At 69.9% G+C, this 12,922-nt stretch carries 11 protein-coding genes; 8 read left to right on the top strand and 3 right to left on the bottom strand.

Annotated features, from left to right (window positions below):
* Nucleotides 1–43: 43 nt before the first annotated feature.
* The 5 genes from EAS64_RS10950 to EAS64_RS10930 all read left to right on the top strand — a co-directional run bounded on the left by EAS64_RS10950 (nt 44) and on the right by EAS64_RS10930 (nt 7,923).
* On the top strand, nt 44–1,684 hold the full coding sequence (locus EAS64_RS10950) for an MFS transporter (protein ID WP_145852821.1): 1,641 nt from the start codon (nt 44–46) through the stop codon (nt 1,682–1,684).
* Entirely contained in the window at nt 1,681–2,382 is a 702-nt protein-coding gene (locus EAS64_RS10945; protein ID WP_145852820.1) for an ABC transporter ATP-binding protein, read from the top strand. Before EAS64_RS10950 ends, EAS64_RS10945 begins: the two co-directional genes overlap by 4 nt.
* An 86-nt stretch (nt 2,383–2,468) precedes the next feature.
* Nucleotides 2,469–3,925, top strand: a protein-coding gene (locus EAS64_RS10940) for an IS3 family transposase (protein WP_439333595.1) whose coding sequence is annotated in 2 segments (ribosomal slippage) — nt 2,469–2,835 and nt 2,835–3,925 — 1,458 coding nt in all. Because the reading frame shifts where the segments join, the coding sequence is not laid out codon by codon here.
* Between the two features lie 123 nt (nt 3,926–4,048).
* Nucleotides 4,049–6,595, top strand: a complete 2,547-nt coding sequence (locus EAS64_RS10935; protein ID WP_145852819.1) for an ABC transporter permease — start codon at nt 4,049–4,051, stop codon at nt 6,593–6,595.
* A gap of 11 nt (nt 6,596–6,606) precedes the next feature.
* Nucleotides 6,607–7,923 (top strand): cation diffusion facilitator family transporter, encoded by a 1,317-nt coding sequence (locus EAS64_RS10930; RefSeq protein ID WP_145852818.1) that lies wholly within the window; start codon nt 6,607–6,609, stop codon nt 7,921–7,923.
* A gap of 73 nt (nt 7,924–7,996) precedes the next feature.
* On the opposite strand, the gene EAS64_RS10925 is transcribed toward EAS64_RS10930, so the two are convergent.
* Nucleotides 7,997–8,254, bottom strand: a complete 258-nt coding sequence (locus EAS64_RS10925) for a hypothetical protein (RefSeq protein WP_222849199.1) — start codon at nt 8,252–8,254, stop codon at nt 7,997–7,999.
* A gap of 410 nt (nt 8,255–8,664) precedes the next feature.
* Here EAS64_RS10925 and EAS64_RS10920 point away from each other — a divergent pair, with 410 nt between their 5' ends.
* Entirely contained in the window at nt 8,665–9,117 is a 453-nt protein-coding gene (locus EAS64_RS10920; RefSeq protein WP_222849198.1) for a hypothetical protein, read from the top strand.
* Between the two features lie 103 nt (nt 9,118–9,220).
* On the top strand, nt 9,221–10,228 hold the full coding sequence (locus EAS64_RS10915; RefSeq protein ID WP_145852816.1) for a phosphotransferase family protein: 1,008 nt from the start codon (nt 9,221–9,223) through the stop codon (nt 10,226–10,228).
* A 79-nt stretch (nt 10,229–10,307) separates the two neighbouring features.
* Here EAS64_RS10915 and EAS64_RS10910 read toward each other — a convergent pair whose 3' ends face one another.
* Nucleotides 10,308–11,087, bottom strand: coding sequence for a phytanoyl-CoA dioxygenase family protein (locus EAS64_RS10910; RefSeq protein ID WP_187365835.1), 780 nt, complete (start codon nt 11,085–11,087; stop codon nt 10,308–10,310).
* 67 nt (nt 11,088–11,154) lie between these two features.
* The gene (locus EAS64_RS10905) at nt 11,155–12,117 is read right to left on the bottom strand and encodes an inositol-3-phosphate synthase (protein ID WP_145852814.1); all 963 of its coding nucleotides are present in this window, start codon (nt 12,115–12,117) and stop codon (nt 11,155–11,157) included.
* Nucleotides 12,118–12,159: 42 nt separating this feature from the next.
* Between EAS64_RS10905 and EAS64_RS10900 the strand changes: the two genes are divergently transcribed.
* The gene (locus EAS64_RS10900; RefSeq protein ID WP_222849197.1) at nt 12,160–12,912 is read left to right on the top strand and encodes a nucleotidyltransferase domain-containing protein; all 753 of its coding nucleotides are present in this window, start codon (nt 12,160–12,162) and stop codon (nt 12,910–12,912) included.
* Nucleotides 12,913–12,922: the final 10 nt, after the last annotated feature.

The following is a 12,922-nucleotide window of genomic DNA, read 5'->3' as shown; positions in this document are numbered from 1 at the left end:
AGCTAAGCTACTTAGTAAGTGAGCGACGTAGGGAGTGAGCTGTATGACCGTCTCGAATGCATCTGCCCCGGCCGCCGGCCGCCGCGAGCGGGCGCTGACGCTCGCCGCCGCCTGCCTGGCGCTGTTCGCGATCTTCCTGGACAACACCATCGTTAATGTGGCGATCCCGGCTATCCAGCATGACCTGGGTTCCGCGCCGGACCAGCTCAGCTGGACCGTCAACGCCTATGTCGTGGCGTTCGCGGGACTTGTCCTGCTCGGCGGCAAGCTCGGCGACCGCCTCGGACGGCGGAAAATGTTCGTAGCCGGCCTGCTGCTGTTCGCTGCCGGGTCAGCCGCCGGCGGGCTTGCCGCCAGTTCAGCGATGCTGATCGGGTCCCGGGTGGTGCAAGGGGCTGGCGCGGCACTGCTGGCACCCTTGTCACTATCACTGCTTGCCCAGGTGTACCGCCGCCGCGAGCTACCGCTGGTCATCGGAATATGGACCGGCGTGTCGGGCCTGGGGCTGGCAATCGGGCCGCTGGCTGGCGGGCTGCTAGTCGAGCACTCCGGCTGGCACGCGGTGTTCTGGGTCAACGTCCCGATCGCCCTCCTCGCAGCCGCGATAACTCTGGCCGGCGTCCCCAGGTCGGCCGGCTCCTCGGACGACAGAATCGACGTGCCCGGCGCCATGCTCGTCACCGCCGGCCTCATCTCCGCAGTGGCCGGGTTCTCCCGGGCGGTGAGCCACCCGTGGACCGACCCGTGGACTGTGGCCTTGCTCACCGCCGGCGCGGCGCTGCTGGCTGCCTTCACCGTGCAGCAGACGCGAGCCGCGAACCCGCTGATCCCGGTCGGCTGGCTGAAGGACCGGCATGTCGTAGTCTCGGTTAGCACGCTGATCCTGGCGTCCTTCGCGCTGTTCGGCACCATTTTCCTGGTGTCGCTGTACCTGCAGGACATTCGCGGCTACAGCCCCGTCCAGGCGGGCGTCCGGATGCTCCCGCTGACGCTAACCACCTTGTTCGTCGCGCCCGTGGCGGGCAAGTTCGCCGCGCGGTGGGGCTCGAACGGGGTGCTGCTGGCCGGGCTGGCGCTGACCGGTGCCGCCACCGTCAGCATGACCCAGCTGGACGTGCACAGCGGCTACGACTGGTTCGCAGTCCGGCTGGCCGTCTTGGGTATCGGGCTGGCCCTGGCCCTGCCGACCGTAGTGACCATGCTCATCACGCGGATACCAGCCGAGCGCGTGGGAGTGGGCTCTGGCCTGGCAACGATGAGCCGCCAGTTCGGTGGGGCACTCGGCCTGGCCCTACTGGCCTCCATCGGCAGCCGAGTGGCCGGAGACTCCTTCGAGCACAGCACCGGCCTGACCGCGCTGCGCGGCCTGGCGGCCGGCGGCCAGGTCGGCGACGTGCGGCACCTCGCCGGGGCAGCCGCCGCGGCCGCCGCCACCCAGTCCTTCCTCGACGGCTTCACCGTGGCCATGTGGCTTGCCACCGCGACCGTAGCAATCGCCCTGCTCGTCGTGGCCGCACTAGCGCGGACCGCCGCCCACCCGGCAGCAAACGCCGAGGCCATCAGCCCGGCGCCGCCTCCCCTGCACGCACCCCGGCCGAAGCACCGGCCCATGCCGCCCAACCCGCGCCGGACACCAGCCAGCGCACCGCAGGCCAGCACGGAACGACCTGGAGGACAGTCATGAACACGACGCACCCGAGCCCACCACCGACCCTGCCAGACAACAGCGGCAACGCGGTGACCGCAACCGAGCTCACCCGCCGGTACGGCACGGGCACCACCACGGTAGACGCACTGCGCGGGGTGTCGCTGGCAGTGCCCCACGGGGAACTGGCTGCCATCATGGGCCCGTCCGGATCAGGCAAGTCGACGCTGCTGCACATCCTCGCCGGCCTGGACCGGCCCACCTCAGGCGAGGTCACGATCGGCGGGCGGGCACTGGCCGGCCTTGACGACCGCGACCTCACCCTGCTGCGCAGGACCCAGGTGGGGTTCGTGTTCCAGTTCTTCAACCTGCTGCCGATGCTGACCGCCGAGGGCAACATCATGCTGCCGCTCAAGCTCGCGGGCAAGCGGCAGGACCCGGACTGGGTAAACGAGCTGATCGGCAAGGTCGGCCTGAGCGACCGCCGCGACCATCTCCCCTCCCAGCTGTCCGGAGGCCAGCAGCAGCGGGTGGCCATCGCCCGGGCGCTGGTAATGCGCCCGACAGTGATCTTCGCCGATGAGCCGACCGGCAACCTTGACTCACGCGGCGGAGCGGAGATCCTGGCACTGCTGCGGGCCGCCGCGGACTCCTACCACCAGACCATCGTCATGGTGACCCACGAGCCGCGGGTGTCCACCGTCGCCGACCGCACCCTCTCTGCCAAGCTGTCGTGAGGCACCCGCCCCTCAGTAACCACTGACACTCCCCGAGGGCGGGGACGGAGACGCTTTCCTAGATGACAATGACCTCGCTCGACCGCATGCCGCTGGCCGGCGATGCTGGACGGGTGACCGGCGAGCAGGAGCGCCCGGATCCGGAGGTGCCCGAGAAGGCCCGCCGGCGGACGTTCACCGCGCAGTACAAGCAGGAAGTCCTGGCCGCTTACGAGGCGGCGGCGCCTGGTGAGAAGGGCGCGATCCTGCGCCGGGAGGGCCTGTACTCCAGTCTCATCACCGAGTGGCGGCGGGCCCGCGATGCCGGCGCCCCGGCGAGCCCGGCGCGGGCGTCCGGACGCCCGGCGGCCGACCCGCGAGACGCGCAGATCGCCCGGCTGCAGAAAGAGAAAGCCAAGCTGGAGCAGGAGCTGGCCAAGGCCCGCTTCGTGGCCGATGTGCAGTCAAAACTGCAGGCGCTCTTGGAGACGATCTCCGAGGGCGCGGACTCCGAGCACGGGTCGAGTTCGTGACCGACGAGGCGATCGCCCTGCTCGCGCCTCAGATCGGCACCAGGGCGGCCTGCCGCGCGGCCGGCGTGGCGCAGGCTACCTGGTACCGGCGGCACCGGATCAGCCCGCCAGCGCCCAGGCCGGCCTCGGTCCCGCATAAGGAGCGGGCCCAGCCGCGGGCGCTGGCCCCCGCCGAGCGGAAGGCAATCCTGGACGCGCTGCACAGCAGCCGGTTCGCTGACCTGGCCCCGGACGAGGTATGGGCGACCTTGCTGGATGAAGGAACTTACCTCGGATCGGTGTCCACCTACTACCGGGTGCTGCGCGAGGCCGGGGAAAGCCGCGAGCGGCGGCGTCAGGCGACGCACCCCGCCGCGGTCAAGCCCGAACTCGTCGCCACCGGGCCGAACCAGGTCTACTCCTGGGACATCACCAAGATCCACGGCCCGGTCAAATGGACCTACTACCACCTCTACGTCATCCTCGACATCTACAGCCGGTACGCCGTCGGCTGGATGGTCGCGACCCGGGAGTCCGCCGTGCTGGCGGAGAAGCTCATCGCGGAGACCTGCGCCAAGCAGGGGATCACCCGCGGCCAGCTCAGCCTCCACGCCGACCGCGGCTCCTCCATGACCTCCAAGCCCGTCGCGCTGCTGCTCGCCGACCTCGGCGTCACCCAGTCCCACTCCCGCCCCCACGTCAGCAACGACAACCCGTACTCCGAAGCGCAGTTCAAGACCCTCAAATACCGGCCGGCGTTCCCCGCCCGGTTCGCCACCATCGAGGCAGCCCGCGCCCACTGCCAGGAATTCTTCGGCTGGTACAACAACGACCACCATCACGGCGGACTCGGCCTGCACACCGCCGCCGACATCCACCACGGCCACGCCCCCGCCGTCCGGGCCGCCCGCGCCCAGGTCCTGGACGCCGCCTACCTCGCCCACCCCGAGCGCTTCGTCAGCAAGCCACCCGCCCCGCCGAAACTGCCAGGCACATCCTGGATCAACCCGCCCCAGGAAGAAGGAGACCAGCACTCAGTAATGCTCGCGTGACGGTGCCTCGTTCAGGTTGACAGATTCCGGCATCGTGCTGCTCGCCGATGGCCTGATCGTCGACGAGCTCTCGCACCCGTCAGCAGCTGCCATCCTCCAGGCGATCGAGAAGGCGGGCTGACCATGTTCAACGTCGTCCTCCGCGGGCTGTGGGCCCGCAAGTCACGCGCGGTCCTGACCATGCTGGCGGTGGTGCTTGGCGTGGCCATGATCAGCGGAACCTTCGTCCTCATGGACACCGTCATGAGCGCCTATTCCGGCATCTTCAACACCGCCTACGAGCACACGGACGCGGTGGTGACCGCCCAGTCCCCGTTCGGGGCCATCGGATCGGCCAAGCAGCCGGTGCCCGCCAGCCTGCTGTACCGCATCCGGGCCCTGCCGGAAACGCAGAAGGCGCACGGCTACATCGACTCCCACGCCCAGCTCACCAGCGCCGCCGGGACCGCCATCGCCAGGTCCTCCGAGGAAGCGTCCGTCTTCGGCCTCCCCGCCCGCGAGCTGGACGCGATGAACCCGCTCGGCCTGGTGAGCGGCACGTGGCCGTCCGGACCCGGCGAGATCATCATCGACCAGGCCACCGCGACCAGGTACCACCTCAGGGTCGGCACCACGGTCGGGCTGGTGGCCCGCAAGCCGCTCGAGCGGTTCCGCGTCACCGGGATCTTCCGCTTCGCGGGAGCAACCGCCCTCGGGCCCACCCAGTTCGCCGCTGTCGACCTCGCCGTCGCCCAGCGCATCTTCGGCAAGCAGGGGTGGTTTGACGAGATCGACATCGCTGCCCGACCGGGCATATCCGTCAGCAGGCTCCTCACCGTCATCCGCGGCATCGCCCCACCGGGCGTGCAGGTCAAGACCGCCGCACAGCAAGCCAGCACCGCCACCTCCGACGTCGGCCAGCAGTTCGCGCCGCTGCGCTACGCGTTGCTGGCCTTCGGCGCGATCGCCCTGCTCGTCGGCTCGTTCGTCATCTTCAACACGCTCTCGATCACCGTCGCCCAGCGAACCCGGCAGCTGGCCACCCTGCGTACCCTGGGGGCGTCCCGCCGCCAGGTCCTCGCGTCGGTCCTGGCCGAGGGAACCATCATCGGCGCGGCTTCTTCCCTGGCCGGCCTCGCGGCAGGCATCGGCGCCGCCAAGGGCCTCAGCGCCCTGCTGGGCGCCTCCGGCATCCAGTTGCCCGCCGCCAGTACCGTGCTCACCTGGCGCACCGCCGCCATCAGCCTCACCGCCGGGATCGCCGTCACCCTCGCCGCCAGCGGTGCCCCCGCGCTGCGGGCCATGCGGATCGCGCCCATCGCCGCGATCCGGGAGGGGACGGCACCGCCTCCGCGATCGCGGCTGCGCCGCCCCGCCGTGACCGCCGCGGCCACCATCCTCGGTGCAGGCGCGCTGGTGCCCGCGGTTGTGCTGGGCGGACTGCCCGTGGCCACCCGGCTGCTGCTGCTGGCCGGCGGCGCCCTGGTGCTGTTCACCGGCGTGGCCGGCGCGTCCCGCTGGTTCATCGGACCGCTCGCGGCGGCCATCGAGAAGCCGGTCGAGCATTTCACCCGCGCCGCCGGCGAGCTCGCCCGCGAGCAAACCCGGCGCAGCCCCGCTCGCACCGCCACAACCGCCGCAGCCCTCACCGTCGGCGTGGCGCTCATCGCCTTCGTCGCCGTCATGGCCCAGGGAGTGCGAGCCAGCACCGGCATCTCCATCAGGCAACAGGTGGCCGCTGGCTACGTCATCACCCCCCAGGGCGATGTCCTGGCTCCTGACGTGCAACATGCCCTAGCGGCGGCCGGCATCCGCAGCGCCAGCGTGCGCGCCGGCACCGTGCACGCCTTCGGCACCAACCAGGCCGTGACCGGCGTAGCCCCCGCCGACATCGCTCGTTCCTACCGGTTCGAGTGGACCGGCGGGCCGGGCAGCACGGCGCTGACCTCACTCGATGCCGACGGGGTGCTCGTGGCCAGCGACTTCGCCGCCGCCCACCACCTCAAGACAGGCACGCTGATCACCGCCGAGACCACCGCCGGCACCATCCTCCGGCTTACCGTGCGCGGCGTGTACGCCGAACCCAAGCTCAGCCCGCTGCTGGGCGCCATGACCGTCACCACCAGCCTCTTCGACCGCAGCTTCACCACCCCGGGCGACAAGGCCGTCCTCGTCAGCACCGGCACACAGAGACCGGCCGGCCGCGCCGCCGTCCAGGCGGCCCTCAAGCCCTTCCCGACGGCGCAGGTCGACACCCTCGATGAGTACATCACCGCGCAGCAGGCGCCGGTCGCCACGCTCCTGAACGTGTTCTACGTCCTGCTCGCCCTGTGCGTGGTCATCAGCCTGCTCGGGATCATCAACACCCTTGCCCTGACCATCACCGAGCGGACCCGCGAGATCGGCGTGCTGCGCGCCCTCGGCATGACCAGGACCCAGCTACGGCGGATGATCCGGATTGAGAGCCAGATCACCGCCCTCATCGGGGCGGCCACCGGGATCGCCGCCGGCCTCTTCCTCGCCGCGCTCACCGCCCGCGCGCTGTCCGCCTGGAATATCGGCTTCGCCATCCCCTGGACGACCCTGGCCATCCTGCTCGCCGGCGCGTTCGCGGCCGGCACCCTCGCGGGCGCCGGCCCAGCCCGCAGGGCCGCGCGCATGGATCCCCTCCAGGCACTGTCCTACGAGTAAAGGAGGAAGCCATGGCTCGCACCGGCACCCCGCCCACCGATGCCGCTCGCCCCCGCCCGTCGAAGAGGGCATCCAGCCTCGCTGCCGCCCTGTCCCTGATGTCCGGGCGCGGCCGGCAACACGCCCGGAGCGGGCCTCCAGGAACGATCCTCGTCGTGCTGAGCGCCGGGCCCAAGACCCTGGCCGAAATCGAGGACGCCTTCCGGGCATACGGCCGCCGGCTGCCTGGTGGCCCGCGACCGCGCATTGGCGGCCGCGGTATAGGCACCCGGCTGGGGCTCAGCCTGGCTCTGACCATGGCCAGCGCTGTCGAGGCCGGGTGGGCAGGCCCAGGCGGGGACGGGGACCGATTCTCGCTGACCGACGCCGGCCACGCCGAAGCCGACCGCGCTCTGGGCGACCTGCGTTCCCGCCGCCGCCGGGTGCACCGCCTTCTCCGGCCGTCATCCGCGGCCGCCGTCACCATGGCCGCGCAGATCGCGATCACCGCGATCAAGGTCCCTGCCGCCTTGACCTCGGGCAGCACCGGCCAGCTTAACGACACGGCCGAGGAACTGCTCGACGTCATCGCCAGCACCGCTGTGTATCTCGGCGTGCGCCGCAACGCCGAACGTCTCGCCAACATCGTCGTGGTTGCCCTCATGGCCGCCACCGGCTGCGTGACCCTCGCGCTCGCCGTGCGCCGCCTTGTCGTGCCGGCGACACCCGCGGTGAGCTGGTACCCGTTAGCCGTCGCCGCCGCCACAGTACCCGTCTATGCCGTCCGCTCGGCCTATGAGCGCAGCGCCGGCCTCCGCGGTGGCAACGTGTCGCTCGTCAGCCAGTCGGTCGATTCTCGCAACCACGCCCTCAGCGGGCTGGCAGTGACATTGGGACTGATCAGCGTCACTCTTCACGCAACCGTCATCGACACCGTTATCGGTCTCGTGCTGGCTCTCACGATCCTCAAGAGCTGCGCCGACCTGACCCGCGACTTGACCCGCTCCCACCGCAGCGGCCAGCAACCTGGGCAGTCCAGGTACTCGCTGTGGATCGCCGACCGCCTCGAGCAGGCAATCAGGGCCCGCATCAAGACCTGGCTGCTGTACCTCGTCGGCGCGGAGAGCGTCACCGCCCGGGCCGAGCTGCTCCGCCGCGCCGCCGCAGCCGCCGATCCTGACGTCAACCCCCTGCTCGGCGAATACGGCATGGAAGCCGATGCCTGCACCATGATCGAACCTGCCATCGACGAGCTCATCAAGCACGGTCTCCTGCTCGGCACAGAACCGCTCGCCATTACCGACGCCGGGCGCCGCCAGCTGCAGCGCGCGCTCCGGCGACGCCTCTAATGCCCCGTGGGCAGGCCCGTCATCACCCAGGAGGAAACACCATGAAACCCGACCTGTTCTTCTACCGGCTCGCCTACCGTTCCGGCAGGCCCAGGTGGGACAGCACTGAGCCCCGGCCTGCGCGAGCGACCTTGAAAGAGAACACGGGCACCCGGTACCCGGCGCGGCGAAGTACTAGCAGTACCGCTAGGGCCCAGAAGATGGCGAGAACGCTGCTGGCGATCCGCAACCGCATCGGCAGGTAGGTCTGGCCGCCGCCCATCGCGGCGCGACCCAGCGGGGCACCCAGAGCCAGGGCCAGTTCGAAGATCGCCATTCCGGCGAATCCCACCGCCGCTGCCACTCCGGCCGCCGAGCAGGACGCTCGCCCCGGACGCGCGGTTGGTTCGATCGTGAAGGTTTTCATTGTCTCCCCTTAGTTTCCGGTGCACGTCTATGCTCCGGCTGTTGCAGGATGGCAGCGGGGCTAGGCAGACCAGGCATGAGACACCCGCCCGGTCTCCTGGCCGCCCATGTCCAGCCCGGCCATGTGATCACCCCAGCTAAGAGACCTGATGTCACTTCAACGTGGCCACAGCGCCCTGAGCGGAGCCAGGCCCGTAATGCCCGGAATAAGTGGCCGTTGGTCACCGCGGGGCCAAGAGTCCCGCTGATGCCAGGAAGTTGGGCCCTGGCCGCCGGAGTGGAGAGGGCGGAGCGTGGATGAGGCGACCGCTGGCGTCCGGACGAGGTGAGGCAGCGATGAGCAGCAGGCGGCGGGAACCCAGTGTTTCCCGGCTAGGCAAGTCCGCGCGCGGGCGGCGCCTGGACCGTGACCCGGCGCGGCGGCCTTCGGACCGCGGGCGCCATGACGCGGCTCTCACCGTCATCAAGGCCACGCACACGCTGGCCTGGCTTTCCATCGAGTCCTGTATGGCCTACGTGCTCTATGCGGGTGCCACCAGGCGCACTGACCGTCGCGCCGCCCTGGCGGGCGCGGTGGTGGCTGGCGAGAGCCTGGTCTTCGCGTCAAACGGATTCCGCTGCCCGCTCACCAAGTTCGCCGAGAGCCTCGGAGCCGCGGACGGCTCGGTCACCGACATCTGGTTGCCCCGCTGGTTCGCCCGCAACCTTCCCGCCATCCACGTGCCGCTCCTTGCTGCGGCTGCATACCTGAACGGCCGCAACCTCTGCCAGCGGCAGCGCCACCTCTAGGCTGACCCGGGCTACCCTGTCCCGGTCCGTCTTTACCGGTCGGTCGGCTTTACCGACCAGGTCCGCACGCGGGAATTCCGCTTCTCCTGAAAAGAGGCAGTCGTTGCGGATCGCGCGGAAGTTCGCGGATACCGAAAGCCTGCGCCCGGTGGTCCGCGCGGCCTTCGGCAAGGATCGGTCTCTGCGTACAGCAGAGCGGCTTGCCGGCGGGTCGAAGAAGGGTGCCTACCGCCTGACGATGGACGACGGCGGCACGGCGCTCGTATATGCCTGGGACGATTCCGAGGACTACTGGCAGGGCGTGCTTCCCGAGGGCGCCGATGATCCAGACGACCCGTTCTCGCACGCTTCTGGCCTCGCCTTGTTCGAGGCTGCGGCGCGCCGCCTGACATCCGCGGGTATCCGGTGTCCTGAGCTCCTGCTAACCGATCGCTCCAGGGACTTGTATCCGGCGGACATCGCAGTGGTTGAGGACGTGGCGGGGGGCAGCCTTGAGGCATTGCTGGAGGAGGATCCCGTGGCGGCACAGCGCCCGCTAGCGGTGCTTGCCGACTGGCTGACCGCCATGGCAGACGTCCGCTCCCCGTCATTCGGGAAAGTGGCGTTCGTCGACGCGGGCGGTCGTTCTCGCCGGACGTCGTGCGAGAGGGTCATGCTAGACCGGGCGCTAGCCCAGCTCTCAGAGATCGCGGGACGTGACCGGCGCGCCGCCGCCGCTCAGGGTCGCATTGAGGAAACCCTGCACGCCCTGGCCGAGCCCATCATGCCGCACGTGACCGTGGCACTCGTGCACGGCGAACTCGGGCCGGACCATGTCCTGCTCGACCGCGGCGGCGAGCCTGTGCTGATCGACATCGAAGGCACAATGTACTTCGACGTCGAGGTAGAGCACGTCTGGATGCGCATGAGGTTTGGCGAGCACTACGCGAATCTCCGCCAGACCGGCCTCGACGTGGACCGCCTCAGGCTCTACCAGCTGTGCATGCATCTGGATCTCGTCGCGGGTCCGTTGCGGATCGCGGGCACCAGCCATCCGCAGCGCGAGTGGTTCAGGGGCGTGGCCGAGCACCACCTCCAGCGTGCCCTGCAGTTCCCGGTTCAGCTGGGCTAACTGGCGACTTCGGCGGCTGGCGCCTGCGCGCCGCCCGATGATAGCCATCACGAAACCGGCGAACCGGTAGTTCCGGTCCCTACGAACCGAGACCGCGGCGGACCGCCATCTCCACCGGGGAGTAGGCGCCATCCGGGCGCTGCAGTTCCAGTGGCGCGACCGGCGTCAGGGGCGGCTGAGCCATGAACCTGGGCTCTCGCCCCCGGTGCGGCTGCGCGCTGTGGATCAGGAACGGGTGGCACAGGTACACGTCTCCGGGTCGACCCGTTGCCAGAGCTGGAGCGCGGTCGGGTGAGTCGAGTTTGCCCGCCGCGTGCATGGCCGCACTGGCCGCGTAGAAGCTCATGCCCCGGTCGCCTGCCGGAACGAGGAACGGCGGCACGTCCAGGTGCGAGCCGACCTTGATCAGGGTCGGCGCGTCATCGGGGCCGACGTCGGAGAACAGGAACAGCATCAGCAGGGCGCGCCCCCTGGACCGCAGGTTCAGGCAGTACCCGTTCTCGCCCTCGATCGTGTAGCTGCCCTCCATGTGCCATCCGGCGTCGCCGGGATTGTCGGGGTGCGGGAACCTGATCGGGAACGTGCCGAGTCCGTCGCGTGGCACCCAGCGGCCGGCTCCGACGAGCTGATCGAACGCCTCGTGCAGCACCGGCGTGTTGGCGGCGGCGTTGAACAGGTCGCCGCCGTAGCCGTCGAGCCGGATGACCGGCTTCGTCCAGGTGGCCGGGTCATCGGGGTCAAGTCCCGTCTCCCGCCACAGGAATGCACGGCACTGCTCGGCTAGGGCTCGGGGGAATGCCTCGGGAACGCAGACGAAGCCGTCGCTGATGAACCGCTCGACCTCATCGGCTGTCAGCACGCTCGTGATTCTGCTTGGCGTCCATCACCCAGGCAACTGAATTACCGCGCCGGGAGACCCCGAAGAGCTAGACGGAAGTCCCGGGAGGGGACTTGAGCAACGGCCCGGCCTCGGCCGGATAGCCGGACCGCCGCTGCCGCAGCGCCCTGGCCGCGATGCGGATCAGGTCGACGTGCACGCCCGCGGCGCCGGCCGGGTCGTGCACCTTCAGCTTCACGTCGACGCTCACCGAAGTCCCGCCCCAGGCCTGGGCCTCGATGTTGATGTGCGCCACCTTCTGCGACTCCAGGTGCGGCAGGTAGCCGAGCGGTGCAACCTGCACCCGTTCGGCCGCTGATCCATTGGCGGCGAGGGCGTTCAGCTTGGACTGATGCTTGGTGTTGCTGTTCTCCACCAGGTTCTTGAAGTCCTCGGTGCCGCCGAGATTGACCTGATACGAGCTGGTCAGGGTGAGCCCGCGTTCCTCCAGCAGCCGCAGCAGGGCGTGATGGACGACGGAGGTGCCGAACTGGCTCGCCAGGTCGTCACCGAGCAGCGGCAGCCCCGCCGCGACGTACCTGTTAAGCACCTGCGGATCGCGGGCCACCGCGTCGGAGGTGGTGTTGATGAACGCCGCCCCCGCGAGCAGCGCCGCCTCGGCATAGGCGCGCGCCGTCTCCGGCCGGCCGCTTGGCGCCGCGTACAGCACCACCTCGGCCCCGGCGAGGTCGCCGGCGACGCGCTCCACCTCGCCGGGCTCCGCACCAGTCAGGCCGCGGCGCACCGTGACGCCCGACAGCGGCAGCTCGCTGGCGAGCCGCGGGAAGTTGTTGGGCGGCAGGAAGATGACCTCGCACAGGTCCCGCCCGACCTTGTCTGGCGAGGTGGCGAAGGCCGCCGCGAATTCGATGTCCGCCACGCCGAGCCCGTCGAGCACCGGCCGGCTGATACCGACCAGGCTCCCCGTGGCACGGTGCACGGCGATTCCCTGCACCAGTGCGGAAACGTTGTTGCCGACCCCGACGACTGCGACCTTCACGCGTTCAGACACGGACGCCAATATAACGGTGGGTTCTGCGGGTATCGTCGGTCCGTGCCCCTGCCTGATGTGATTCGGCCGCTGCTCGACCGCTTCGCGACCGAGGCCGGCGGTACGCTGCCGCTGGCCGCACTGTGGGCGCACGGTTCCCTCGCGCTGGGGGACTACCAGCCAGGACGCAGTGACCTGGACCTCGTCGCGCTGATCGAGAAGGTGCCGGCCAGCGAGCAGAAGCAAGACCTGCGGCGGGTGCACGAGGCGCTGCACAGCCAGGTACCGCTCGCGGAAAAGCTGCACTGCTCGTACGTCGTCAGGTCCGAGCTGGACGACACCGACCGCAGCCACCTGACCTGGGCCCACGGCGAGCAGTTCGAACGCATCGTGTCGCCCGTCACCCGAAGGGAGCTCCTGCAGGGCGGCCTGTCCCTGCTCGGTCCCGACCCGGCAACCGTGGTTCCCCCGGTGACCGACGATGACCTCGCGGATTACGTGCGCGGCGACATGCGGGACTACTGGTACCCCAAGACCGTCATGCCCGACCTGTGGCTGGCCGACATCTGGGTTGACCTGGGGCTGCTGACCTTCGCGCGGGCAACGGTAACGCTCCGGGAGGGGCGGCTCATCACTAAGCGCGAGGCACTTGACGTCCTGCCGGGCCTGGGCGCGCCTCGCGCCGTGCTCCGGGACATCTTCCAGCGGCGCTACGAGAACCCGCCGCCCATCTCGGTGAGCTGGCGGGCCGAGCGGGGACTCCTGACGAGAACCTACCTGCGCGAGGCGATGAGGCAGTTCCTGGCGCTGGCCTGAACGTAGCTTG

The organism is Trebonia kvetii (assembly GCF_007827045.1).
Taxonomy (GTDB): Bacteria; Actinomycetota; Actinomycetes; order Streptosporangiales; family Streptosporangiaceae; genus Trebonia; species Trebonia kvetii.
Note: the sequence above shows the minus strand (reverse complement) of the source record. Positions and strands in the feature narration are given on the sequence as shown.

Coding starts and splice junctions, on each gene's coding strand:
- EAS64_RS10950 (WP_145852821.1), top strand. CDS start 44: ATGACCGTCTCGAATGCATCTGCCCCGGCCGCCGGCCGCCGCGAGCGG.
- EAS64_RS10945 (WP_145852820.1), top strand. CDS start 1,681: ATGAACACGACGCACCCGAGCCCACCACCGACCCTGCCAGACAACAGC.
- EAS64_RS10935 (WP_145852819.1), top strand. CDS start 4,049: ATGTTCAACGTCGTCCTCCGCGGGCTGTGGGCCCGCAAGTCACGCGCG.
- EAS64_RS10930 (WP_145852818.1), top strand. CDS start 6,607: ATGGCTCGCACCGGCACCCCGCCCACCGATGCCGCTCGCCCCCGCCCG.
- EAS64_RS10920 (WP_222849198.1), top strand. CDS start 8,665: ATGAGCAGCAGGCGGCGGGAACCCAGTGTTTCCCGGCTAGGCAAGTCC.